Here is a 24,126-nt window from a genome sequence, read left to right as displayed (position 1 = left end):
GGGTGGGGGGCGGGGTTCCCGAGGGCCGGTGCGGTGCGGCGACGGTGATCCGCTGGAACGCGGATCCCCGGATACGCCTCGTGCCGCGAGGGATCTGCGCCGCCGTCTGGTGCGGGCTGGTGAGCCCGCCGTGCTGGTGGGGAGCGCGGGCTTCGCCGCGGCTCGGGTCGGATGCTCGGATCAACGAAGCTGTCCGGGTGGGAGCGCGTGCTTCGCCGCGGCTCGGGTAGAAAGCTTCGGTTCAAGCAGCTGTGCTCGAGGGGAGCGCGGGCTTCGCCGCGACTCGGGTCGGATGCTCGGATCAGGGCGGCTGCGCTCGTGGGGAGCGTGCGACTCGCCATTACTCGGGCCGTCGGTGTCGTGCGCAACAGAGGTGCGGGCGGCTCCACGAGCTTTCCGACGCCCTCCGCCGGAACGCGGTGCTCCGCCGACCGTCTGGTCGACGTGCCAGCGAGCGGCAACCGCGAGGTGACGACGCGACTTCGAGGCGGGCCTCTGCCGGAACGGGGGTCCGCTGGCCGCCTGGTTCAGGGAGGCGGGAGCGAGCGGTCCCCGCGAGGTGTATCCGCCGATCCGCGTGCCAGCGGATCGGCGTCGCCGGCCGCCGGCCGCTCCACGGAACCCGACCACCCGCCCGAGCCGACTGCGCGACGCCGCGCGAGGAGCGGCGTCGAATGAGCTCAGCCGACCCCGTGCATCCAGACGACGGGGGCGAAGTCGCCGCCGTAGCGGAAGGGCTCGAGCTCGTCCTCCCAGGCCTGGCCGAGGGCGAGGCGCAGCTCGCGGTGCAGCTCGATGGGGTCGGCGCCGGCGAGCTCCATGGCGGAGCGGATGCGGTCCTCGGGCACGACGGTGTTGCCCGCGCTGTCGGTCTGCGCGTAGAAGATGCCGAGCTCGGGCGCGTGCATCCAGCGGCCGCCGTCGACGCCGGGAGAGGGCTCCTCGGTGACCTCGTAGCGGACGTCGGCCCAGCCGCGGAGAGCGGACGCGATGACGGCACCGGTTCCGACCGGGCCCTCCCAGGCGAATTCGGCGCGCAGTGTGCTGCGGAGCACGGGCTGCTCGATCCAGGCGAAGTTCACGGCACGACCAAGGGCGCGACCTGTCCCCCACTCGAGATGGGGGCAGAGCGCGCGGGGGGCGGAGTGCACGAAGAGCACACCCCGAGTCTGCTGCGCCACCATGGTGTCCTCCGTTCGTCCCGGTGCGTCTTCCCCAACGACCCGGACCACGGAACACTCTGCGGTGCGCCTTCTTCGATTTTGACGGTGGACGTGCCACCACGCCCGATCATGCAGGAGCGGCGGACCTCCGTCAAGGCGGCTCGCCGCGCCTGCTCGACCGGCCGTGTGCGGCTCCTGCCTATACTCGGGTCGTCCGCGCCGCCGGACGCCGCACACCGCCAGACGCCCGCCGGGAGGAGCACCGTGTCCGTCCGCGACGGCCTGCTCGCCCTGCTCACGCTCGGCCCCGCCTACGGCCTCCAGCTGCACGCCGAGCTCCTCGACCGTGCCGCGCACCGGCCCCGGGTCAACGTCGGCCAGATCTACTCGACGCTCGAGCGCCTGCGCGAGCGGGGCCTCGTCGTCTCGGCCGGGTCCACCGACGACGGCCTCCCCCTGCACGCGCTCACCAGCGAGGGCCGCGCGGAGGCGGCCGCCTGGCTGACGGGTGACGGAGCGTCCCCGGAGGAGGACTGGGACGACGTCCTCGACCGGGTGCTGCTGGCCTCGAGCCTGTCCGGCGCCGACCTCGCCGCCGTCCTCGACGCGTACGAGAGCTCGCTGCCCGCCACCGCCGACGAGCAGGCGGAGGAGGAGGACGCGCACCCGCAGCGCCGCCTCGCCGCGATCGCCGCCGGCGTGCGGGAGGAGGCCCTGCGGCGCCTCCTCGAGGCGGCCCGCGACGAGCTCACGGGCGACGGGCCGGGACGGGGCGTCCGCGGATACGCTCTCGAGCGTCCCCGTCGGGGCCGTCGAGCCTCGAGCTAGGACGAGACAGGCGCGGGTGCCGTCGCCTAGGGTGGTTCGCATGTCCCGCACCCCCCTCGGTCTCCGCGTCCCCTCCCGGGCGCGCCGGCGCCTCGTCGCCGCCGGAGCGGGCACGGTCCTCGTCCTGTGCGCCGCCCTCGCCGCTCCGCTCTCCGCGTCCGCCGCCTACGACCCGTCCGACTACCCCTCGTGGTCCGATGTGGAGGCCGCGAAGTCGAGCGAGAGCGCCACCGCCGCCGAGGTCGACCGCATCACCGCCTTCCTCGCCGACCTGCGCGACCAGGCCGCCGCCCTCACCGACGCCGCCATCAGCCGGGCTGCCGAGGCGGACGCCGCGCAGAGCGCTCTCGACGAGGCGACTCAGCGCGTGAGCGCCCTGGAGGAGCGCGCCTCCGCCGCCCGCTCGGACGCCGACGCCGCGAAGGAGCAGGCCGGCCGTCTCGCCGCGCAGCTCTACCGCAACGGCGGGACCGATGCGACGCTCAACCTCCTCATCGGCGGCGACGAGTCGAGCGAGCTGCTCTACCGCCTCGGCACCATGACGCAGCTCACCCAGCAGACCAGCCGGCTCCAGACCGCGGCGCAGTCGACCGAGAACCAGGCCGTCTCCCTCGCCGCGCAGGCCGAGCAGGCCCGGGGCGAGCGCGTCTCCCTCGCCACCGCCGCGGCCGACGCGCTCTCGGCCGCCCGCTCCGCGCAGGCCGAGGCCGACGCCAAGGTCGCCGACCAGGAGAAGTACAGCCAGGAGCTCTACACCCAGCTCGCCTCGCTCAAGAACACCACCGCCGAGATCGAGCGGGAGTACGCCGACGGCCAGGACGCGAAGTCGGCGTTCGAGGAGCAGCAGCGCCTCTCCCGCCTCGCCGCCGAGGCCGAGGCCGCCCGCCAGCGCGCCGCGTCGGCTCCCGCCGCGGCCGCTGCTCCGGCAGCGCCCTCCAACAGCGGAGGCGGCGGAGGCGGCCCGGTCGAGCTCGGCGACGACGACCCGACCGGCGCGCGCAACAGCTCCGCCAAGACCATCGCCGCCCTCGGCACCTACGCCGGACGCACGGACGGCCTCTCCCCCGCGCAGGCCCAGGCCTACGCCCGCACCGCTGTCGGCCGCTTCGGCTGGGGCGCCGACCAGGTCGACCGGTGCCTCATCCCGCTGTGGAACGGCGAGTCGGGGTGGCGCTGGAACGCGCTGAACCGCTCCTCCGGCGCCTACGGCATCCCGCAGGCCCTCCCGGCGAGCAAGATGGCCAACTCGGGAGCCGACTACCAGACGAACGCGGCGACGCAGGTCGACTGGGGGCTCTCGTACATCAAGAGCGCCTACGGCTCGCCCTGCAACGCGTGGTCGAGCTGGAACAACCGCTCGCCGCACTGGTACTGATCCCGCGTCTCACTTCGCCTGGTCGTAGGAGTCGACGACGGCGACGGTGACCGGGAAGTCGACCTCGCCCTCTCCGAAGAGCGAGCGTCCGGCGCGCACCGCCGCCTCGCGGACGATCGCGGCGACCCGCTCGCCGACGTCGGCGGGAGCGTGCACGATCACCTCGTCGTGCAGGAAGTAGACGAGGTGCGCCCGGCCGACCGCGCCGCCCTCGGCGCGCAGTCGCGCCCGCAGCTCGCCCATCCAGCAGAGCGCCCACTCGGCCGCGGTCCCCTGCACCACGAAGTTGCGGGTGAAGCGTCCCCACTCGCGCGCTCGCGCCGCATCGGCCGAGAGCCCCTCGGGTCCGGGAGGCGAGCTGCGCCCGAGCCGCGTCGAGACGCTCTCGCCGCGCTCCCCCGCCCGAGCCGCCGCCTCGACGTGCGCGACCGAGCGCGGGTAGGCACGGGCGAGCCTCGGGAGCAGCCGCCCGGCCTCGCCGCTCGTCGCCCCGTACATCGCCCCCAGCATCGCGACCTTCGCCCGCGGCCGATCGGGGACCACGCCGGCGTCGACGATGCCCTGGTAGAGGTCGCGGCCCCGCCCGGCGGCGGCCATGGCCGAGTCGCCCGAGAGCGCGGCGAGGATGCGCGGCTCGAGCTGCGCGGCATCCGCGACCACGAGGCTCCAGCCCTGATCCGCGGTGACCGCGGCGCGGATCTGCCGCGGCAGCTGCAGCGCCCCTCCGCCCGAGGTCGCCCAGCGGCCGGTGACGACGCCGCCCACCACGTACTCCGGCCGGAACCGTCCGTCGCGCACCCACGCGTCGAGCCAGGCCCAGCCGTTGGCGGTGAGCAGCCGGGAGAGCTTCTTGTACTCCAGGAGCGGCGGCACCGCGGGGTGCTCGAGGGACTGCAGCTCCCAGGAGCGCGTCGACTCGACCGGCAGCCCCGCGCGCCGCAGCGCCTTGAGGAGCTCGGCCGGCGAGTCGGGGTTGAGCTCGGGCGCGCCGAGCTCGTCGCGCAGGCGGTCGGCCAGCGCCTCCAACCGGGCCGGGCGGCCGCCGAAGAGCGGGCGGGGGCCGAGCATCCCGGTGAGCACCCGGTCGTGCACATCGGCTCGCCACGGCAGCCCCGCGTGGGCGATCTCGCGAGCGATCAGGGCGCCGACGGATTCGGCGGCGAGCAGCAGGCGGAGCCGGCCGGCCTCGGCGGCGCCGGAGAGCGCCTCCTCCTGCAGGGCCAGCTCGAGGACGGGGTCGAGCTCGTCGGAGCCGCCCGCCGCCTCCTCGAACCCGATCAGCGTGTCCTGCGCGGCGGGGGCCGCGGCTCCCGCGTCCCACGGGTCGAGGGGCGAGCGCGCGAGAGCCGATGAGGCGGCGGAGACCGAGCGGCGGAGGATCGCGCGGGCCAGCCGGAGGTCGTGGCACCGGGCGACGACCACCCCGGCCGACAGCAGTGCGGGGTACCAGCGCGCGGTGTCGTCCCAGACCCAGCGCGGGCGCTCCGGCTCCCGCTCCCGGACGAACGCCGCCAGCTCGGCCGGCCCCCTGCCGCTCCCGGCCTCGGCGCCGCCGACGGGGTCGACCGCCCGCCACGCCCCCGTGGGGCCGCCGACGAGTGCGAGGAGCATCGGGCCATTCTCCCCCGTGGCGGACACGGAGGCCGCCGTCGCGAAGACGGCAGGGCCCCCTCTCGCTGAAGGAGTCACGGCGACGGCCGCGAGGGCGGGTAGCCGGGGAAGGGCTTCTCCTGCGCCGTCGGCGGCTGATGGGCCCACAGGGCGGCCGCGATGGTGTCCATCGAGCGGGAGTAGCCCACGAGCGTCCGCCTTTCCGGCTCGGCCGCCCAGGTCACCGCGCGGAACCAGGTCTCGCGGTACGGGCCGGTCTCGATGCGGCGCACCAGGCCGATCCGGCCGGTGCGCAGGGCGTCGACCATCACCCACTCGTCCTGCCCGCTGCTGCGCAGCATCTGGAGCGGACTCCACTCGATCATCGCGCCTCCCACCGGTCGATCCGCGGCCGTGGCGAGCACGAGCGCCGCGGCGTACACTCGCAGACTATCGAACACATGTTCGAACGGCCAACCGGGTCCGGCGAGTGAACGGGAGCACGACGATGGCGGTGATCGACGAGACGGCGCTGGTCTCGACCGACGGCGAGGGAGTGCCGATCGCGCTCGAGTGGCGGGGCGGGAGCTACCGGGTGACCGACCGGCCGACGGTGTGGACCTGCACGAGCGAGTGGTGGGCGCCCCTCGAGGGGTTCCCGCCGACGTTCGGGCGCACACCGGTGAGCATCGGCGGCTGGCGCTTCCAGGCGACGGACCTCGCGACCGGCGGAGCGTTCGTGCTCGACGTGGTCGCGTCGACGGAGCCGCAGTGGAGCGTGGTGCGGATCTACGAGTAGTGCCGGCGCGAGGCCGGCCGGGCGGCTACTTGTCGGCCGACCAGGGCGCCCGCGTCATGGCGATGAGAGCCGCGACTCCGGAGACGAGGCCGACACCGGCGATGGCGGACACGACGAGCCAGAGAACGAGTTCCATGCCACCAGTCTACCGAGCCCCGGAGCGGATCCTCTCCTCCCCGCTTCCATCCTCCGGCTGTGGAATAGCCTGGGCAGAGTGACCGACGCCCCCACCCGCGCGAGTGTCGGACTGCGCTCGGAGCGCGGCCCGATCCTGCTGTCCCTGATGATCTCGACCGCTCTGGTCGCCCTCGACGCCACGATCCTCTCGACGGCCGTGCCGTCCATCGTCGCCGACCTGGGGGGCTTCGAGCAGTTCCCCTGGCTGTTCTCGATCTACCTGCTGGCCCAGGCCGTCTCGGTCCCCCTCTACGGCAAGCTCGCCGACGTGATCGGGCGCAAGCCCATCATGCTGATCGGCATCGCCCTGTTCCTGGTCGGCTCGCTCCTGTGCGGCCTCGCCTGGAGCATGCCCGCGCTGATCGCGTTCCGAGCCCTGCAGGGCCTGGGGGCCGGAGCGATCCAGCCGATGGGCATCACCATCGCCGGCGACATCTACACGGTCGCCGAGCGTGCGAAGACCCAGGGCTACCTCGCGAGCGTCTGGGGCATCTCCTCGGTCGTCGGGCCGACCCTCGGCGGCGTGCTCTCGGACCTGGGCGCCTGGCGCGGCATCTTCCTCGTCAACATCCCGCTGTGCCTCCTGGCGGCGTTCCTCCTGATCCGCAGCTTCCGCGAGACCACGCGGGGCGAGAAGCAGCGGATCGACGTGGCGGGCGCCTCCGTGCTCGCCGTGGGCACCGCGCTGCTCATCCTCGGACTGCTCGAGGGCGGCAGCGCCTGGCCGTGGCTCTCCCCCGCCGGAGTCGGCGTGTTCGTCGTCTCGGCCCTCGCGTTCGCCGGCTTCGTCGCGATCGAGCGGCGCGCGGCCGCCCCGGTGCTCCCCCTCTGGGTCCTCACGCGGCGCGTGCTGATCTCGACCAGCCTGGTCTCGGTGACCGTCGGCGCGATCACGCTCGGCGTCACCTCGTACTTCCCGACCTTCGCGCAGGGCGTGCTCGGCAGCTCCGCTCTCGGCGCGGGCTTCGCCGTCGCGGCGATGACGCTCGGCTGGCCGGTCGCGGCGAGCCTGTCGGGCCGGCTCTACCTGCGCATCGGCTTCCGCAACACGGGCTTCCTCGGAGCGGGGCTCGTCGTGATCGGCACGGCGCTGACCGTCCTGCTCGGCGCCTCCTCGACGCTGTGGGAGATCGCCGGCTTCTGCGTGCTCATCGGCGCCGGGATGGGGCTCGTGGCGACTCCGACGCTGATCCGGGCGCAGTCGAGCGTCGACTGGAACGAGCGCGGAGTGGTCTCCTCGACCAACTTCTTCGCCCGCAACATCGGCAGCGCCGTCGCCGTCGCCGTGTTCGGCGCGATCGTGAACGCGAAGGCGGGCGGCGGCGTCCCCGCACCGGCGGACCTCGCCGAGGGCACCCGCTTCGTCTGCATCGCGCTCACGGTCCTCGCCGTGGGCATGCTCGCCGCGGTCTGGGCGATGCCGAAGGAGGGGCGCCCCGTGCCGGGAGAGGATCGGGCGGCGGAGGCCGAGCCCGATGCGGCCCGGCCGGACGCGGCCCAGCCCTAGCCGTCAGGCGGCGCCGTCGGTTCTCGTCGTCAGCCGGAGCGGCGCGCCGCGGCCGTCGCTCGCAGTCGGTCGCGGTGGGTGCGGCGCACCCGGTGCGTCCAGCGCTGCAGGGACGACCCCATCCCGGGGTGCCGCGCCAGCGTGTGCAGAGCGCGGTCGAACCGGCGGAGCATGTCCGCGAAGGCGCCGAAGGGGCGGGCCGAGATGCCGACCTCGAGGTGGCGGTCGAGCACGATCCGGTGCCGGAGTCCCAGGTGCACGCTGATCTCGACGTCGTCGTGCACGTAGGCGTCGTGCCGGTGCATCTCCTCCGCGATCTCCTCCCACGCCGACCGGCGGACGGCGCAGTTGGAGCCGAAGAGCGGCCAGTTGGCCAGCGCCGACCCCATCAGCACGAAGTAGGCGTCCATGTAGGCGACCCGCGCGATCACCCGGGCGATCGGGCCGAGCTCGTCGAAGCGTCCGGGACCGGTCACCGCTCCGACCTCGGGATCGGCGAAGTGGCCGGCCAGGCGCGCCAGCCAGTCGGGTCCCGGGCGGGAGTCGGCGTCGAGCCGTGCGAGGACGTCGCCGTGCGCCTCGTCGAAGCCGTGCGCCGTGCTCGCCGGGATCCCGGCTCCGTCGTGCCGCACCACCCGCGCGCCCGCCGCTCGCGCGACGGCGGCGCTGTCGTCGGTGCTCCCGTCGTCGACGACGACGATCTCGAACGGAGCGAGCGTCTGCTCGCGGAGGAGCTCGAGCAGCTGCTCGAGGTGGCGGGCGTCGTCCTTCACGGGGACGACGACCGAGATGCGCCGGTGATCCATCCGCCCAGTCAACGCGATCGGGCCGCTCAGCGGGGACACCGCCACGCGTCTCGCGCGAGCCCGGACCTGTCAACCGGCTCCCGAGCGCGCCGGATCCGCTGATGGGATCGGCCCGTGTCCGCCGGATCGGCGGCCCGATCGAGACAGGAGACGACATGACCCAGGGACCTCGAGACTTCCGGCCCACCCGTGCACTGGTGACCGCCTCGGACTCCGGCATCGGCCGGGCGACCGCGGTGGCACTGGCCGAGGCGGGCATGGACGTCGGCATCACCTGGCACAGCGACGAGGAGGGCGCGCAGGGCACGGCGGAGGAGGTGCGCTCCCTCGGCCGGCGCGCCGAGATCGCGCGCCTCGACACGACGGATCTGGAGGGCGCGGGCGACGTGATCGACGACCTCGCGGATCGACTGGGCGGACTCGACGTCGCCGTCAGCAATGCGGGCGGAGGCGGGGGCGAGCCCTTCCTCGAGCAGAGCCTCGACAGCTGGCGCTCGACCGTCGCCCTGAACCTCGACGGAGCGTTCGTCTGCCTCCAGCGCGCCGCGCGGCGCATGGCGGCCCAGGGCACGGGCGGCAGGATCATCGCGGTCACCAGTGTCCACGAGCACCAGCCGCGGGTCGGCTCCGTCGCCTACACCGCCGCCAAGCACGGGCTGGGCGGCCTGCTGAAGGTGGCCGCACTCGAGCTCGGCTCCCTCGGCATCACCGTCAACGCCGTCGCCCCCGGGGAGATCGCCACGCCGATGAACGACGCCGAGGATGTGGACCCCGTCACGATCGACCGCCCCGGCATCCCCCTCGGCCGCCCCGGCGACGCCCGCGAGATCGCGGCGGTGGTCGCCTTCCTGGCCTCTCCCGCTGCCTCCTACATCACCGGATCCTCGTACGTCGTGGACGGCGGGATGCTGCAGATGGGGCCGCAGGCCGGCTCCCACCTCCGGCAGGACGACTGGCGCGAGGCCTGAGCCGCCGACCACGGCGCCCGCCCGCCGGGTACTCTCGAAGAGGTGCTCCGGCGGGCGGGGCGCCTGCTCCGGGATGTAGGTGACGCACGTGTGGTTCCGGCGTCGACGCAGGTTCAAGATGGAGCCGTACGACCCCGATGAGAACCCGTCGCGCGAGCCCGCCTCCGTCGAGGAGGCCGCCGAGGAGGGCCTGATGCTCGCGCAGTACGCGAGCCGGATGGCCGTGAAGAACCGGGTGCTGATGGACGGCCTCGGCGCCGACGTCCCCTTCGACTCGGGCCGCTACTCCGTCGTCGCCGCGGAGGAGCTCGAGAAGCTGGCGCGCGAGTCCGAAGCGGCCGCCGAGCGCCTGCGCGGCATCGCCGCCGACGTGACCTCCGTAGGCGGCCGCTCCGACCACGTGCACGACTACCGCTCGGCCGACGTCGACAACCTCGACCACCGCGAGCGGCTCTCGCTCCTGGTCGCCGACTCCCTCCACAGGCGGGCGCAGGACGAGGAGTACCTCGCGACGCTCGTCGACGACGCCCGTCAGGACGCGTGGCGCGAGCTCGCGCAGTCGATCGAGGAGACCCTCGACCGCACCTCGCGGATCGACCCGGACGACGAGGAGTACCGCCGCGACCGCTCGGTGCGGATGGCGCTCGTGGTCGTCGACGACCTGGTCAAGCTGGCGGAGGAGCGCGGCGTCAGTCTCGAGGACTGACGGGCTCGTCGTGGGAGGCCGGGACGGGGCTCAGGCCCAGCCGGCGCGGAACGACTCGGTCGCCTCGGCGGAGCGCTCCCGGACCGACTCCAGCAGCTCCTTCATGGTGGAGCTGCGGAGGAACGCGAGGCGGTCGAGCTCGGTGACCGGTGCGACGCCGGCGAGCTGCCAGGCGTGCGCGGCCGGATCCTCGGCGAGCTCGACGACCGCGCCGTAGCGCTGCTCGACGAACTCGCTCGCGACCGCCAGTGCCGTGCGGACCGCCGACTCCGCCGCAGCCAGCGCGGGGGCGTGCTTCTCGTCCCACTCCAGATCGGGCAGCAGGCGGACCTCGGCGCGCGGGTACGGGTCGTCCTCGTACCAGCGGACGACCTCGAAGCGCTCCTCGCCCACGGAGTCGAGCGTGACGAACGACTCCGCCCCGTCGATGTTCAGGATGCGCGCGCGGGCGCCGACCGCGAACCGCTGGTCGCCGCCGCCCACCTCCTGGCCGCGCTCGATGAGCACGACGCCGAACGCGAGGGTCTCGTCCTCGAGGACGTCGCCGAGCATCCGCAGGTACCGCGGCTCGAACAGCCGGAGCGGGAGCGGCATGTGCGGCAGGAGCACGGAGCCGAGCGGGAACATCGGAAGATCAGGCACGGGTTCAGGCAATCACGTCGAGCGGAGAGCGGCCAGTACGGGCGCGGCGCGTCGGGACGTGCTAGCGCATCGCGCCACCGTGTCGTCCGCTCGCGGATGCTCGCCACGCCCCGGACGATCTCCGACGGCCCGCCCTCACCCGCGAGGCTCCCGCTCAGACTGGGAGCATGGATCTCGCCGAACTCCGAGCCGTCGTCCGCGCGGACCTGGCCGCCAAGGGCCACGCCTCCGACCGGCTCACCGTCCTCGTCCTCCGACTCGGGCAGTACTCGAGCTCTCGGAGGTCCCGGCTCCCCCTCCACCTCGTCTACCGCCTGGTCGATCTCGTCTGGACCCGCATGATCGTCGGAGCCGAGCTGCCGCCGGCCGCTCAGGTCGGGCCCGGCCTGCGGCTCCCCCACTGGGGCCGCGGCGTGATCCTGCACCCGCGCACGGTGATCGGGAGGAACGCGTTCATCTACCACGGCGTCACCATCGGCGAGTCGAAGGGTCGTACGCCCGTCATCGGCGACGACGTCTACATCGGCGCCCGCGCGACGATCGTCGGGGACGTGACCGTCGGCGACCATGTGCGGATCGGAGCCGACGCCGTCGTCGTCCGCGACGTCGCCTCCGGCTCGTCCGCCGTCGGCGTGCCGGCGAGGACCGCGTCGGCGGCGTCCTGAGGCACGGCACGCCGGTCCGACAGGAGCGGACCGCCCGCTCCGACGAGACCGGCATCAGGTGGAGGCCCGACCCGGCGCTGGAGAGGAGGAACGACCGCGGGTGGAGCGGAGTAGGGCGTACGGGACTTGAACCCGTGACCGACGGATTATGAGTCCGCTGCTCTGACCGGCTGAGCTAACGCCCCGCGGCGGCCGTCCGAGCGGCCGTCAGGTGGCGGCGGGTGCGGACGCTGCGTCGGAGGCCGGATCGGCCACCGGCTCCCCACGATACAGGCTCTCGAAGGTGCTGATCGTGCGGTTGATGTCGTGCGAGGCGACGATGCGGAGGGAGGCGCGCTTCATCGCCTCGAGGTCCTCCTGATCGGCCGTGAGCACGGCGGTGAGGCGCTCGGCGAGGGCCTCGGCGCTGCCCGGAGCGAAGAGGTAGCCGTTCTCGCCGTCGTGCACGAGGTGCGGGAGGGCCATCGCGTCGGCGGCGACGACGGGGAGGGCCGAGGCCATCGCCTCCATCGTCGCGATGCTCTGCAGCTCGGCGATGGACGGCATGGCGAACACGGTGGCGCGGGTGTACGCCTCCTTGAGCTCGGCGTCCGAGACGTAGCCGGTGAAGCGGACGCGGTCGGCGATGCCGAGGGTCGCGGCGAGCTGCTGGAGGTTGCGCATCTGGTCGCCGCCGCCGACGATCTCGAGCTTCGCGTCGAGCGCCGGATCGAGCAGGGCGACCGCGCGGAGCAGGACGTCGATGTGCTTCTCGCCGGTCACGCGGCCGACGAAGAGGATCGAGTGGCCGGCGCGGGCCGAGAAGTCGGGCGTGTAGTTGTCGGCGTCGATGCCGCAGGAGATGGCGTGGACGCCCCGGAGGCCCGTGTACTTCTCGAGGAACTGCGCGGCCTTGCGGGTCGGCGTGGTGACCGCCTCCGCCCGGCCGAAGGTGCGGCGCGCGGCCCGCCACGCCATCGCCACGGCCTTGGCCTGCACGGCCTTCGGCAGGAGGGTGAACTCGAGCATGTTCTCGGGCATGAAGTGGTTCGTGCCGACGATGCGGATGCCGCGCTTGGCCGCCTCGATCCCGAGGCCGCGGCCGACGATGATGTGCGACTGGAAGTGCACGACGTCGGGCTTCACCTCGTCGAGGATGCGCGCGCTGTTCTGCCGGATGCGCCACGGCATCGCGAAGCGCAGCCAGTCGTGCGGGTACCAACGCCAGCTGTAAAGCCGGTGCACGATGATCCGCTGCCCCTCGTGCGTCTCGACCCGGGTGCCGCTCCAGCCGTCGGCCGAGGGGGCGACGACGTGGACCTCGTGGCCGCGCTGCGCGAGACCGGCGGCGAGGCGCTCGGCGAACTTCGCGGCTCCGTTCACGTCGGGAGCGAAGGTGTCGCAGCCGATCACGACCGTCAGCGGTCGGGAGTCAGGCGATCCCGGTCGGGACGCGTCGCGGGGATCTGACACGGGAGGTCCTATCGGTGTCGTGCCGCTCGGGGAGAGAAGGGAGCGATCGGCGGAGGTCGGTCGGTTTCGTGGCTCTCGGCGCGGACCCATTGTAGGCAGAGGAGTCCTCACCACTCGGGATCCCGCGCCGTCAGCGCGCCTGCGGGTGGTGCTTGGCGAGGAGGAAGACGCCGTAGATGGCGACGGCACCGGCCGCGATGAAGAGCGGGATCGCCCACGGGGCCGCGTACTGCGCCTCCCCGAGCACGACGATGCCGATCGCAACGGCGACCAGCGGGTCGATGACGGTGAGGCCCGCCACGACGAGGTCCGGCGGGCCGGAGGAGTAGGCGTTCTGCACGAAGTACCCGCCGAGCGCGGTCGCGGCCAGGAGCGCCACGATGCAGACCACCGTCAGCGGGTCGAACTCGCCGTACTTGATGCGGTTGAGCACGACCTTCGCGAGAGTCGCGACGAAGCCGTAGACCACTCCGGCGCCCACGATGTAGAAGATCGCCTTCGCTCCGCGGCGGAAGACGCGGAAGGCGATGACGAAGACCGTGAGCACCACGGCGAGGATCACGAGGATCGTGATGAGCTCGGGTGTCTGGATGGACTTGTCGACCGCGTTGAACGCCGCCACGAGGACGAACGTGCCGACGCCTCCGACGCAGAGCACGATCGCCCGGATCGACGCCGCGTTCAGGCGCACCCGGCTGACCCGCGCGTTGACGACCGCGGTGATCACGAGCGCCACCGCTCCGAGCGGCTGCACCACGATGAGCGGGGAGAAGCCGAGGCTCGTCAGCTGGAAGACGATCGCGAGGCCGAGGAGCAGGGTGCCGATCACCCACGAGGGGCGCGAGAGCAGCGCGACCAGCTGGCCGCCGCTGAGCCCGGAGGAACCGGAGCGCTTCGAGAACCGCTCCACCTTCGCCACTCCCCGGTGCTGGAACTGCGCGCCGAGGGAGAGGAACACCGCGCCCACGAGAGCGATCGGGATGCCGATGAACTTCGCCGGGTCGTTGAGGAGTTCGGCGAGATCGGCGGGCATGGGGTCGACCCTACCCAGAACGCCTCCGGGAGTCCTCCGACGCACGGGTGAGGGGCTGAGCCCAGCGGATGATCCTCGCGGACCCGGTCGGCGGCCCCGCGGTACCCTGTCCCCCATGGCCGTCCTCCCCATCCGCATCGCCGGCGACCCCGTCCTCCACTCCCCCGCCGCCCCCGTCACCGAGTTCGACGATGCGCTGCGCACCCTCGTCGCCGACATGTTCGAGACGATGGACACCGCCCCCGGAGTCGGCCTCGCCGGCCCGCAGGTCGGCGTCCCGCTGCGCCTGTTCGTCTACGACTACGCCGACGACGACGGCACCCCCCGCCGCGGCGTCGCGATCAACCCCGAGCTGTTCGTCACGCCGACCCCGATCGGCGAGGCGGACGAGGACACGGAGTCGGAGGGGTGCCTCTCCTTCCCCGGCGAGCGCTTCCCGCTGCGCCGCTCCGAGCGTGCGATCCTCCGCGCGGTCGACCTCGAGCAGGAGCCGTTCGAGATCCTCGCGGACGGCTGGTTCGCGCGCGTGTTCCAGCACGAGTTCGACCACCTCGACGGCGTGCTCTACATCGACCGCCTCGAGCACGACTACCACAAGCCGGTCGCGAAGATCACCCGCAAGCGCGGCTGGGGCGGCCCCGGCGTCTCGTGGCTGCCCGGCGTGGAGCACCTCGAGGACTGACTCAGGCCAGGTCGACCCCGTGCACGCCGTTGTGGTGGCGGATCGCGGGGAACGAGGCGGTGACGCTCCGGCCGACGCCGGGCGTCCGCTTCTCGGTCACGTCGCCGCCGAAGAGGGCGGCCCGCTCGCGCAGCTCGGCGAGCGCGGGGCTGTCGATGCGCTCGGTGAGCGAGCGCAGGTCCGCCTCGAGAGCGCTGGCGTCCTGCTCCGCAGCGCCGTGCTGTTCGCGGTCGTCGTCGACCTCCACCCGGAGGCCGGTGGTCGTCCATCGGGAGCTGATGCGGACCTCGGTCCCCGCGCCGCCGGTCTCCAGCGCCGAGTCGAAGGCGTACTCGAGCACCCGGAGCACGGCCACCTCGGCGCCGTCCTGCAGCGGGAACGGCTCGCCGAACGACTCCTCGCGGACGCTCAGGCCTCGCTCGCGGGCGCCCTCGATCAGGGGGACGGAGCCGCCGGTGCGCGGCAGCTCCCCCGGATCGACGGAGGCGACGGTCGCGATGCGGCGCAGCTGCGCCAGCGAGGCCTCGGCCGCCCGCACGGCACGCTGCGCCGACCGCGCGGCTGCGGCGGGGTCGCGGTCGATCGTGAGCCTGACGCTCTCGGCCTCCTCGACGACGTGCGCGGCGCTGCGGACCGCGAGCTGCTCGAGCTCGCCGACGATGCGGAGCCTCGCCTCCTGCTCGCCGACCGCCAGCTCGAGGCGGACGACGCGCGCCGCCTCCTCCGCACGGCTCTCGGCGGCACGGCGCTCGGCGCCGACGGCGCGGCACCACAGCACGACGACCGCGACCAGGGCGATCAGGGCGAGGACGAGGACGACTTCGAGCACGACGGCCTCCGGGGGGACGGGACGGGTTCGGCACAGGAGCGCCGGAGAGAGATCGTACCCGCGCCGCGGACAGCGGACCTGAGGCCGCGGAGGGGGTTGCGGAGCCGTACTCAGCCGTCGGAGCGCACGGAGCGGGTGACGGTGAAGCGGCGGTCGTGCGCCACCACCGTGGTCGGCCCGACCGCACGGCGCAGCTCGGCCGGATGCGCGAGGTGGGAGTTGAAGACCGTCCACAGCACGCCTCCGGGGCGCAGCACGCGGCCGGCCGCGCGCAGCATGCGCCGGGCGACGAGGTCGGTGACGGCACCGTCGGAGTGGAACGGCGGATTGCAGAGCACGACGTCGACGGAGGACGCCTCCAGCGTCGAGGCGTTGTCGTCGCGGAGGACAGTGACGGCCAGCCCGTTGGCCGCCGCGGTCGCCCGGGCGGACTCGACCGCGGCACGCGAGGTGTCCGTCGCGGTCACGGCGAGGTCGGGGCGGGCCCGGGCCACCACGGCGGCGAGCACGCCGGTTCCGCAGCCGAGGTCGAGTGCGGTGCCCGCGGGAAGGGAGTCGACATCGAGGGCGGCGAGGAGGGCGCGGGTGCCGAGGTCCAGTCGCGCCCCGGCGAAGGCTCCCGGCAGCGCGACGACCTCGAGGTCGAGCTCGTCCAGACGGCGCCGCTCGGGCCCGGGCGCGGGCGGCTGGTCGGGGAGCGCGCCGCTCGCGAGCAGGGCGCGCGACTTCTGACGCGCGAGGGAGACGTCGATCCGCTCGTAGCGCACGGCGAGCACGTCGTTCATCGTGCGCGTCATGTGCTTGATGCGGCCGGCGCCGATCAGGGTCGCCGCCGGGTTCGCGAGTGCGGTCCCGGCCGCGACGGCGGCCAGGGCGTCGAGCGAGCGCGGCAGGCGCAGGAGCACCGCGTCGGCGTCGCGGACGGCCTCCGCGACGGAGTCGACGATCTCGATCGGCGCGAGGTCGACGCCCGACCCGCGCACCGTCTCGAGGTTCTGCGCGAGAGCGCGCTCGGCGGTGATCGAGTCCTGCACGACCCGCACGGCACGGCCGTCGGCGGCGAGGCCGAGGCTCAGCGCCCCGTAGGCGTCCCCGATCACGGCGAGGCGGCCGCGATCGGCGGCGAGGTCGAGCAGCAGGCGGTCAGTGGCGTCGACGGCGACGAGATCCGGCGCCTCGACGTCGGGGCGGCGGCGCAGGAGAGCGAGCACGTCCTCGCGCATCGCGCCTCCGATCGTCGGTCCGAGCGGGTGGGCCCTCGAGGGCGACCGCTCGCGGGCACGAAAAAAGGGCCCGAGAGTGGAGTCCCGGACCCTTCGCTCCCCGACTTGGACTCGAACCAAGAACCTACCGGTTAACAGCCGATTGCTCTGCCAATTGAGCTATCGAGGATCATCCGACCACCCGGAGGCGATCAGCGCGGTACTACTTTAGCAAACTCTCCGCGAACGCAAAATCGGGCGCGCACTCAATAGCCGGAGCCCGGGTCTACGCGGCCGACGAACGGCCCGCCGGCGGCACAGGCGGCCACGTTGGCGCGCACGCGCTCGGCCAGGAGCGGCGCGGTGATCTCGGGGGTGTCCGCGCTGTGGGGCGTGATCAGGCACCGGGGCTCGCTCCAGAGCGGATGCCCGTCCGGCAGCGGCTCGGGGTCCGTCACGTCGAGCGCGGCGCCCGCGAGACGGCCTTCGGCGAGGGCCGCGACGAGCGCGTCCGTGTCGACGAGGCTCCCCCGGGCGACGTTGACGAGCACGGCGTGGGCGGGGAGCCGCGCGAGCAGACCCGCGTCGACCATCCGCTCCGTGCCCGCGGTGGCGGCGGCGGCAAGGACCAGCACGTCGGCGTCCGCCGCGGCCTCGGCGAGCCGCGACGCCGGCAGGGTGCGGGCCGCGCCCTCCACCGGCTCGTCTCCGCGGCGGACGATCGTCACCCGGCAGTCGAAGACGGCGAGCAGCCGCAGGAGCTCGCGAGCGATCCCTCCTGCTCCGACGATCACCACGGAGGCGCGGTGCAGCGTGACCGCCTTCTTCGGCCCCCACGACGCGGCGCGCGCCCGCTCCGGCAGCGAGCGCAGGAGGGCGAGCACCAGCGCGAGCGCGTGCTCCGCCACCGGCTCCGCGTAGGCGCCCTTGGCGCTGGTCCAGACCACGTCCGCGCGAGACGCGGCGAGCACGGGCGCGAAGACGTCGACGCCGGCCCAGGGCAGCTGCACCCAGTGGATCGACGGGTGCTCCTCCAGCACAGCGGCCAGCTCGTCCGTGCGGCCGTAGGACAGCCAGAGCAGCGCGTCCGGACTCCCGTCGAGTCCGACGACCACTCCACCGCCCGACTCCACCGCCTCGGCGAACACCGGCTTCGGCCGCGGGAGCACCGCGACGCGCGGGACGGTCACTGGTCGGCCGCCTCGACGCGCTGCGCTCGGGAGGCGTCGAAGCGCTCGTACTCAGCGAAGGCCGCTCCGAGCTCGCGCACGTAGGGGTGCCGGGCCTCGATCAGAACCTCCAGCAGCGGCCCGTACGCGACGACCTCGCCGCCGACCAGCACAGCGATCCGGTCGGTCGCCCGGCTCAGCACGTCGATGTCGTGGCTGACCACGACGGCGGCGAAGCCCTCCCGGCGCCGCAGGTCGGCGAGGAGGTCGACGATCGACTCGCGCACCGTCGCGTCGATTCCCGAGGTCGGCTCGTCGGCGATCAGCACCTTCGGCCCGAGCACGAGCGAGCGGGCCACGGCCACGCGCTGGCGCTGGCCGCTGGAGAGCTCGTAGGGGTAGCGGTCGAGCAGGAACAGCGGCAGGTGCACGGAGTCGAGCAGCGTCGCCACCCGCACCGCCGCGGCCTTCGGGTCGTAGTGGCGGTCGCGGAGGAAGATCGGCTCGGCGATCAGCTCCGAGACGGTCAGCTCGGGGCGGAGGGTCGCTCCGGCGTCCTGCGCGAGATGCGCGACGTCGACGGTGAAGCGCTTGAGCTCGCGGGCGGGGAGCGAGCGGAGGCGGTGCCCCGCGACCGTCGCGTCCCCTCCGATGATCACCGGACGCGTGCGGCCGCCGTCGTGCCCCAGGCCGTCGCCGCCGAGCACGCGCGCGAGCGTGGACTTGCCCGAGCCGCTGCCGCCGAGGATCCCGAGCACCTCCCCCGGCTCCACGCGGAGGCTCACTCCCCGCAGCGCCGTCCACCGGCGGCTGATGCCGCGCGGCGGGTACTCGACGCTGAGGTCGTCGACGACGATGGGGGCCTGATCCTCGGCGGTCCGGCTCACGCCCGGCGCTCCGCCTCGACGATGCTGCGCAGGAGCTCGCGCCTCGAGGCCTGCTCGACCGGGTCGGGCACGGGCAGAGAGGCGAGCAGGCGCTGCGTGTAGGGGTGCTTCGGCGCGGCGAGCACCTCGGCCCCCGTCCCCTCCTCGACCAGCTCGCCGCGGTAGAGCACCGCGATGCGGTCGGCGAGCAGGTCGACCACGGCGAGGTCGTGGCTGATGAACAGGGAGGCGAAGCCGAACTCGCGCTGCAGCTCGGCGAACAGCTCGAGCACGCGGGCCTGCACCGACACGTCGAGCGCCGAGGTGGGCTCGTCGGCGATCAGCAGCTTCGGCTCGAGGGCCAGGGCCCGGGCGAGGCTGGCGCGCTGGCGCTGGCCGCCGGAGAGCTCGTGCGGGTAGCGGTCGCCGTAGGAGCGGGGCAGCTGCACCGCCTCCAGGAGCTCGTCGACGCGCGAGCGCGCCCCGGCGGCGTCGCCGGCCCGTCCGTGCACGATCAGCGGCTCGGCCACGCACTCCGCGATGGTGAGCAGCGGGTTGAAGCTCGACGCCGGGTCCTGGAACACGAAGCCGATGTCGCCGCGGACCGGCCGGAAGGCGCGCTCGCGGATGCCGCGCATCTCCTTGCCGAGGACCTTCAGCGACCCGCCGGTCACCGGCGTCAGGCCAGCGATGGCGCGCCCGATGGTGGTCTTGCCCGAGCCGCTCTCGCCGACGAGGCCGAGCACCTCGCCCGCGCGGATGCGCAGCGAGACGCCGTCGACCGCGACGAAGCCGGGACGGCCGAGCCGGCCGGGGTACTGGATCCGCAGGCCCTCGGCGGCGACGAGCGTCTCGGCCTCGGGGGCCTCGGCGCGCTCGACGGCGCGGACGCGGGCGCGCTCGACGCCCTGGCCCACGTGCGGGACGGCGGCGAGGAGCTTCCTCGTGTACTCGGCCTTCGGCGCCGAGAACAGCTCGGAGACCGTCGCCTCCTCGACCAGCTCGCCCTGGTACATCACGGCGACGCGGTCGGCCAGATCGGCGACGACGCCCATGTTGTGGGTGATCAGCACGATCGAGGTGCCGAACTCGTCGCGACACCGGCGGAGCAGGTCGAGGATCTCGGCCTGCACGGTCACGTCGAGCGCGGTGGTCGGCTCGTCCGCGACGATCAGGCCGGGATCCAGGACCAGGGCCATCGCGATGACGACGCGCTGCTTCTGGCCGCCCGAGAACTGGTGCGGGTAGTAGTCGACCCGCTTCTCCGGCTCCGGGATGCCGACGGTGCGCAGGACGTCGATCGCACGCCTGCGCGCCTCCTTCTTCGAGACGGAGCCGTGGGCGCGCAGTCCCTCCGCGATCTGCCAGCCCACCGTGAAGACCGGGTTGAGGGCGGTGCCCGGCTCCTGGAAGACCATGGCGACGTCGGTGCCGCGCAGCTCCCGGAGGCGGGCCTTGGGCACGGAGACGACGTCGGTCGCCGCGCTGCCGTCCTTCTTCGAGAGCAGGACCACTCCGGAGGCGGTGGCCGTCTCGGGCAGGAGGCCGAGGATGGTCTTCGCGGTCACGGTCTTGCCGCTGCCGGACTCGCCGACGATCGCCAGGACCTCGCCGCGCTCGACGCGCAGGCTCACCCCGGCGACGGCGCGGACGGCGCCGCGGTCGCTCGCGAAGGCGACCTCGAGGTCGGTGATGTCCACGATCGGACGCGCTGAGGCGTCCCGGACGATGCGCTGGTCGCTCATCGCGTCTCCTCCACTCCGGCGACGGGGTCGTGCCCCGGCGTCTCCAGGCCGTCGGCGGCGAGGACGCCGCCCGGCACGACGGACGTCGCGGCGACGTCGCCGGCACCGGCGGCCACCGCACGCCGACCGCGCAGGCGCGGGTCGGCGAGGTCGTTCAGGCTCTCGCCCACGAGGGTGATGCCCAGCACCACGAGCACGATCGCCAGGCCCGGGAAGACCGAGGTCCACCAGATGCCGCTCGTGACGTCCGACAGCGCCTTGTTGAGGTCGTAGCCCCACTCCGCGGCCGACGTCGGCTCGATGCCGAAGCCGAGGAAGCCCAGGCCCGCGAGGGTCAGGATCGCCTCGGAGGAGTTCAGCGTGAAGATCAGCGGCAGCGTGCGCGTCGCGTTCCGCAGGACGTGGCGGAACATGATCCGCGGCGTCGACGCTCCGATGACCTTCGCCGACTCGACGAAGGCGTCGCCCTTGATCCGCACTGTCTCGGCCCGGATCACGCGGAAGTACTGCGGGATGTAGACCACGGTGATCGAGACCGCCGCGGCGAAGATGCCGGCCCAGAGGTTCGACTGCCCGCCGGAGATGACGATCGACATCACGATCGCCAGCAGCAGGGTCGGGAACGCGTAGATCGCGTCGCAGATCACGACGAGCACGCGGTCGAGCCAGCCGCCGAGGTAGCCGGAGACGAGGCCGAGGAAGACGCCGAGGAAGATCGACAGGACCACGGCGACGACGATCACGAGGAACGCGGTCTGCGCTCCCCAGATCACTCGCGAGAGGACGTCGTAGCCGCCCACGGTGGTGCCGAGCAGATGCTCCGCGCTCGGCGGCTCCTGCGCGCCGAACGACTCGCCGCCCGAGCGCAGCTGCGAGTATCCGTAGGGCGCGATGAGGGGCGCGAACAGGGCCACCAGCAGGAACGCGCCGGTGATGATCAGGCCGGTGACGAGCATCCCCCGCTGGAGGCCGACGCTCTGCCGGAGCTGGTGGACGACCGGCAGACGGTCGACGAGACGGCGGCGCGGACGCGCCGGGGAGGTGGTGCTCATGCTCAGTACCTCACTCGCGGGTCGATGAGCGCCGCGATGACGTCGACGATGAAGTTGGTCAGCGCCACGATGACGGCGAGCAGGGCGACGATGCCCTGCACGGCCACGAAGTCGCGGGCCTGGAGGTACTCGGCGAGCTGGAAGCCGAGGCCCTTCCACTCGAAGGTGGTCTCGGTGAGGACGGCGCCGCCGAGCAGCAGGGCGATCTGCAGGCCGATCACAGTGATGATCGGGATGAGCGCCGGCCGGTAGGCGTGGGTGCGGACGAGCCGGAACTCGCTGACGCCGCGCGAGCGCGCCGCGTCCACGTAATCGGTTCCGAGCGTGCCGATCACGTTCGTGCGCACCAGGCGCAGGAAGATGCCCGCGGTGAGCAGGCCCAGCGCGACGGCGGGGAGCACCGCGTGAGAGAGCACGTCCGAGATCGCGGCCGGGTCGCCGGTCTGGATCGCGTCGATCAGGTAGATGCCGGTCTTGTTCTCGAGGAACTGGAGCGAGAGCTCGGTGCTCGTCGAGGCGCGCCCGGCGACGGGGAACCACTTCAGCCAGACGGAGAACACCAGCTTCAGCAGCAGGCCCGCGAAGAACACCGGGGTCGCGTAGCAGAGGATCGCGAAGATGCGCAGCACCGCGTCGGGCGTGCGGTCGCGGTGGTAGGCGGCGAGCATCCCGAGCGGGATGCCGACCAGGAACGCCACGATCAGGGCGTAGAAGGCCAGCTCGACCGTCGCGGCGCCGTAGGTGAGGAGCACCTCGGTCACTGGGCGGTTGTCGCTCAGAGTGGTGCCGAAGTCGCCGGTCAGCAGCTTGCCGAGGTACTCGAGGTACTGCACGATCAGCGGCCGGTCGTAGCCGGCGGCGGCTACGCGCTCGGCGAGCTGGTCCGCGGTCAGGCGGCCGCCGAGGGCCGCCGTGATCGGGTCGCCCGTGGAGCGCATGAGGAGGAACACCAGCGTCACGAGGATGAAGACGGTGGGGATGATGAGCAGGAAGCGGACGAGCAGGTAGCGCCCGAGTCCGCCCCCGGAGCCGCGCGGTCGCCGGGTGGGCGCCGTCGCCGCAGCCGTCGTGGCTGTCGTCACGTGATGCCTTTCGTGGAGAACGGCCGGCGCCTCCTGTCGGGGAGGCGCCGGCCGCGAGGGGGTGGATCAGCCCTTGCTGAGTGCCGCGTAGCGGAACTTGAACGAGGCGTCGAGGGTGTCCTCGGCTCCGCTCACGGTGCTGCCGACGACCGCGACCTGCGAGCCCTGCAGGTAGGGGACGGTCGAGAGCTGCGCCGCGACCTTCTCCTGGATCTGCTCGATCAGCGCGGTGCGCGCGTCGGCGTCGGTGGTCGAGACCTGCTGCGCGATCAGGCTCTGCACCTCGGCGTCGTCGAAGTGGTTCGCGAGGAAGTTCTCCTTGATGAAGAACGGCGAGAGGTAGTTGTCGGCGTCGGAGTAGTCGGGGAACCAGCCGAGCTGGTAGGCCGGGTAGACGTCGCTCGAGCGGTCCTTCGAGTACTGCACCCACTCCGTGGTCTGCAGGTTCACGGTGAAGAGGCCGGTCGACTCCAGCTGGTCCTTGATCAGCGCGTACTCGTCGCCCGAGGACGGACCGTAGTGGTCGTTCGAGTACTGCAGGTTCAGGGTGACCGGAGCGGTGACGCCGGCGGCCTCGAGGGTCGCCTTCGCCTTGTCCGCGTCGGGCGCGCCGTTGCCGTCGCCGTAGAGCGACTTGAGCGGCTCGACCGCGCCGGTCAGGCCGGCGGGGACGTAGGAGTAGAGGGGGGTGTAGGTGCCCTTGTAGACCTGGTCGGCGATCTCGTCGCGGTCGATCAGGTCGGCGACGGCCTGGCGCACGGCGAGGGCCTTGGCGCTGTCGGCCTCACCGGTCGTCGCGCCGAAGGGCTGGGTGTCGAAGTTGAAGACGATGTAGCGGATCTCGCCGCCGGGGCCGTCCACGACCTTGACCGTGTCGTTGCCGCGGAGGTCGTCGATGTCCGTCGCCGAGAGGCTGCGGAACGCGACGTCGATGTTCCCCTCCTGGATGTCCAGCTTGAGGTTGGACGAGTCCGCGTAGTACTTGACGTTGACGGTGTCCGTCTTCGCCTCGCCGAGAACGCCCTGGTAGTCCGGGTACGCCTTGTACTGGATGAGGTTGTTCACGTCGTAGTTCGCGATCGTGTACTGGCCGGCGAAGGCGTCGCCCGAGACGATGTCGGCGTCCGCGGTCAGCTCGTCGGCCGAGAAGACCTCCTCGTCCACGATCGGGCCGGCGGGGCTCGAGAGGATCTGCGGGAAGGTCTGGTCGTTCTCGGACTTCAGCGTGAAGACCACGGTCGTGTCGTCCGGAGCCGCGACGCTGTCGAGGTTCGCCAGGAGCGAGGACGGGCCGTTCTCGGCCGCGATGCCGACCTGGCGGTCGAAGGAGAACTTCACGTCGGAGGAGGTGAGGTCGTGGCCGTTGGCCCACTTCAGTCCCTCCTTCAGCTTCACGGTGTACTCCGTGGGAGCGGTGAACTCCGCCGACTCGGCGATGTCGGGCTCGACGTCCGGGCTGCCGTAGGGGGTGTTCATCAGGAACGGGAACACCTGGTTCATCACGGCGAACGAGCCGTTGTCGTAGGAGCCCGCGGGGTCGAGCGTCGTGATCTTGTCGGTGGTGCCGATGGTCAGGGCCCCTCCGGCGCTGCCGCCGGACGAGTCGTTCCCGCCGGCGGCGCAGCCCGTCAGCACGAGCGCGACCGCGGCGAAGCCTGCGGCGGCGGCCAGTGCACGGGTGCCGCGAGTGGATGCGGAATTCATCTCCGTCTGCCTCTTCCTGTCAAGGATGGGATGCGGGCGCGCTCCGGGCGCGCGGACTCTCGGCACACAGATCTCCTGTGGGCT

General features: G+C 73.0%; 23 protein-coding genes and 2 tRNA genes. 8 read left to right on the top strand and 17 right to left on the bottom strand.

Annotated elements, in window-relative coordinates:
* Positions 1-680: 680 nt before the first annotated feature.
* On the bottom strand, positions 681-1,184 hold the full coding sequence (locus C5D66_RS00240) for a DUF3145 domain-containing protein (protein WP_104255724.1): 504 nt from the start codon (positions 1,182-1,184) through the stop codon (positions 681-683).
* 243 nt (positions 1,185-1,427) lie between these two features.
* Here C5D66_RS00240 and C5D66_RS16975 point away from each other — a divergent pair, with 243 nt between their 5' ends.
* Positions 1,428-1,991, top strand: coding sequence for a PadR family transcriptional regulator (locus C5D66_RS16975; protein ID WP_181067942.1), 564 nt, complete (start codon positions 1,428-1,430; stop codon positions 1,989-1,991).
* A gap of 40 nt (positions 1,992-2,031) precedes the next feature.
* Positions 2,032-3,366 carry a hypothetical protein gene (locus C5D66_RS00230; protein ID WP_104267569.1) on the top strand — a complete coding sequence of 445 codons (1,335 nt, stop codon included), beginning with the start codon at positions 2,032-2,034 and terminating at the stop codon, positions 3,364-3,366.
* Between the two features lie 9 nt (positions 3,367-3,375).
* Here the strand turns inward: C5D66_RS00230 and C5D66_RS00225 are convergent, their stop codons facing one another.
* Positions 3,376-4,977: a bifunctional 3'-5' exonuclease/DNA polymerase gene (locus C5D66_RS00225; RefSeq protein WP_104255726.1), complete on the bottom strand. Its 1,602-nt coding sequence runs from the start codon at positions 4,975-4,977 to the stop codon at positions 3,376-3,378.
* A gap of 74 nt (positions 4,978-5,051) precedes the next feature.
* Positions 5,052-5,342, bottom strand: a complete 291-nt coding sequence (locus C5D66_RS00220; protein WP_146076962.1) for a hypothetical protein — start codon at positions 5,340-5,342, stop codon at positions 5,052-5,054.
* A gap of 104 nt (positions 5,343-5,446) precedes the next feature.
* Between C5D66_RS00220 and C5D66_RS00215 the strand changes: the two genes are divergently transcribed.
* A complete protein-coding gene (locus C5D66_RS00215; protein WP_104226677.1) occupies positions 5,447-5,755 on the top strand; it encodes a hypothetical protein in 309 nt (102 codons plus the stop codon).
* Between the two features lie 283 nt (positions 5,756-6,038).
* Positions 6,039-7,439, top strand: a complete 1,401-nt coding sequence (locus C5D66_RS00210; protein ID WP_104255746.1) for an MDR family MFS transporter — start codon at positions 6,039-6,041, stop codon at positions 7,437-7,439.
* A 29-nt stretch (positions 7,440-7,468) separates the two neighbouring features.
* Here the strand turns inward: C5D66_RS00210 and C5D66_RS00205 are convergent, their stop codons facing one another.
* A complete protein-coding gene (locus C5D66_RS00205; protein ID WP_104223456.1) occupies positions 7,469-8,245 on the bottom strand; it encodes a glycosyltransferase family 2 protein in 777 nt (258 codons plus the stop codon).
* Positions 8,246-8,400: 155 nt separating this feature from the next.
* Here C5D66_RS00205 and C5D66_RS00200 point away from each other — a divergent pair, with 155 nt between their 5' ends.
* Together C5D66_RS00200 and C5D66_RS00195 are read left to right on the top strand one after the other, a co-directional pair.
* Positions 8,401-9,213 carry an SDR family oxidoreductase gene (locus tag C5D66_RS00200; RefSeq protein ID WP_104226704.1) on the top strand — a complete coding sequence of 271 codons (813 nt, stop codon included), beginning with the start codon at positions 8,401-8,403 and terminating at the stop codon, positions 9,211-9,213.
* Between the two features lie 118 nt (positions 9,214-9,331).
* Positions 9,332-9,919: a hypothetical protein gene (locus C5D66_RS00195; protein ID WP_104223455.1), complete on the top strand. Its 588-nt coding sequence runs from the start codon at positions 9,332-9,334 to the stop codon at positions 9,917-9,919.
* A gap of 30 nt (positions 9,920-9,949) precedes the next feature.
* Here the strand turns inward: C5D66_RS00195 and C5D66_RS00190 are convergent, their stop codons facing one another.
* Entirely contained in the window at positions 9,950-10,561 is a 612-nt protein-coding gene (locus C5D66_RS00190) for an LON peptidase substrate-binding domain-containing protein (RefSeq protein ID WP_258074847.1), read from the bottom strand.
* 167 nt (positions 10,562-10,728) lie between these two features.
* Between C5D66_RS00190 and C5D66_RS00185 the strand changes: the two genes are divergently transcribed.
* Entirely contained in the window at positions 10,729-11,226 is a 498-nt protein-coding gene (locus tag C5D66_RS00185; protein WP_104255727.1) for a serine acetyltransferase, read from the top strand.
* Between the two features lie 111 nt (positions 11,227-11,337).
* Here the strand turns inward: C5D66_RS00185 and C5D66_RS00180 are convergent.
* From C5D66_RS00180 to C5D66_RS00170, 3 genes are all read right to left on the bottom strand, one after another.
* A tRNA-Ile gene (locus C5D66_RS00180) sits at positions 11,338-11,411 on the bottom strand.
* A gap of 22 nt (positions 11,412-11,433) precedes the next feature.
* Positions 11,434-12,678 carry a glycosyltransferase gene (locus C5D66_RS00175; RefSeq protein ID WP_258063944.1) on the bottom strand — a complete coding sequence of 415 codons (1,245 nt, stop codon included), beginning with the start codon at positions 12,676-12,678 and terminating at the stop codon, positions 11,434-11,436.
* Positions 12,679-12,808: 130 nt separating this feature from the next.
* On the bottom strand, positions 12,809-13,711 hold the full coding sequence (locus tag C5D66_RS00170; RefSeq protein ID WP_104223451.1) for a DMT family transporter: 903 nt from the start codon (positions 13,709-13,711) through the stop codon (positions 12,809-12,811).
* A gap of 115 nt (positions 13,712-13,826) precedes the next feature.
* Between C5D66_RS00170 and def the strand changes: the two genes are divergently transcribed.
* A complete protein-coding gene (gene def / locus C5D66_RS00165; RefSeq protein WP_104255729.1) occupies positions 13,827-14,393 on the top strand; it encodes a peptide deformylase in 567 nt (188 codons plus the stop codon).
* Position 14,394: 1 nt separating this feature from the next.
* Here def and C5D66_RS00160 read toward each other — a convergent pair whose 3' ends face one another.
* From C5D66_RS00160 to C5D66_RS00120, 9 genes are all read right to left on the bottom strand, one after another.
* The gene (locus tag C5D66_RS00160; protein ID WP_104255730.1) at positions 14,395-15,222 is read right to left on the bottom strand and encodes a hypothetical protein; all 828 of its coding nucleotides are present in this window, start codon (positions 15,220-15,222) and stop codon (positions 14,395-14,397) included.
* A 110-nt stretch (positions 15,223-15,332) separates the two neighbouring features.
* Positions 15,333-16,445 carry a class I SAM-dependent methyltransferase gene (locus tag C5D66_RS00155; protein WP_104255731.1) on the bottom strand — a complete coding sequence of 371 codons (1,113 nt, stop codon included), beginning with the start codon at positions 16,443-16,445 and terminating at the stop codon, positions 15,333-15,335.
* Between the two features lie 96 nt (positions 16,446-16,541).
* A tRNA-Asn gene (locus C5D66_RS00150) sits at positions 16,542-16,614 on the bottom strand.
* Positions 16,615-16,690: 76 nt separating this feature from the next.
* Positions 16,691-17,614 carry an NAD(P)-dependent oxidoreductase gene (locus tag C5D66_RS00145; RefSeq protein WP_258063951.1) on the bottom strand — a complete coding sequence of 308 codons (924 nt, stop codon included), beginning with the start codon at positions 17,612-17,614 and terminating at the stop codon, positions 16,691-16,693.
* Positions 17,611-18,480, bottom strand: coding sequence for an ATP-binding cassette domain-containing protein (locus C5D66_RS00140; RefSeq protein WP_258063950.1), 870 nt, complete (start codon positions 18,478-18,480; stop codon positions 17,611-17,613). The genes C5D66_RS00145 and C5D66_RS00140 overlap by 4 nt, the downstream gene beginning before the upstream one ends.
* On the bottom strand, positions 18,477-20,204 hold the full coding sequence (locus C5D66_RS00135) for an ABC transporter ATP-binding protein (RefSeq protein WP_104255732.1): 1,728 nt from the start codon (positions 20,202-20,204) through the stop codon (positions 18,477-18,479). Before C5D66_RS00135 ends, C5D66_RS00140 begins: the two co-directional genes overlap by 4 nt.
* Complete coding sequence (locus C5D66_RS00130; protein WP_104226685.1) at positions 20,201-21,256, bottom strand: ABC transporter permease; 1,056 nt, start codon at positions 21,254-21,256, stop codon at positions 20,201-20,203. Before C5D66_RS00130 ends, C5D66_RS00135 begins: the two co-directional genes overlap by 4 nt.
* A gap of 2 nt (positions 21,257-21,258) precedes the next feature.
* Positions 21,259-22,338, bottom strand: a complete 1,080-nt coding sequence (locus tag C5D66_RS00125; RefSeq protein ID WP_104223444.1) for an ABC transporter permease — start codon at positions 22,336-22,338, stop codon at positions 21,259-21,261.
* Positions 22,339-22,404: 66 nt separating this feature from the next.
* The gene (locus C5D66_RS00120; protein ID WP_104223443.1) at positions 22,405-24,042 is read right to left on the bottom strand and encodes an ABC transporter substrate-binding protein; all 1,638 of its coding nucleotides are present in this window, start codon (positions 24,040-24,042) and stop codon (positions 22,405-22,407) included.
* Positions 24,043-24,126: the final 84 nt, after the last annotated feature.

It is taken from the genome of Rathayibacter sp. AY1B4 (assembly GCF_002932815.1).
Taxonomy (GTDB): Bacteria; Actinomycetota; Actinomycetes; order Actinomycetales; family Microbacteriaceae; genus Rathayibacter.
Note: the sequence above shows the minus strand (reverse complement) of the source record. Positions and strands in the feature narration are given on the sequence as shown.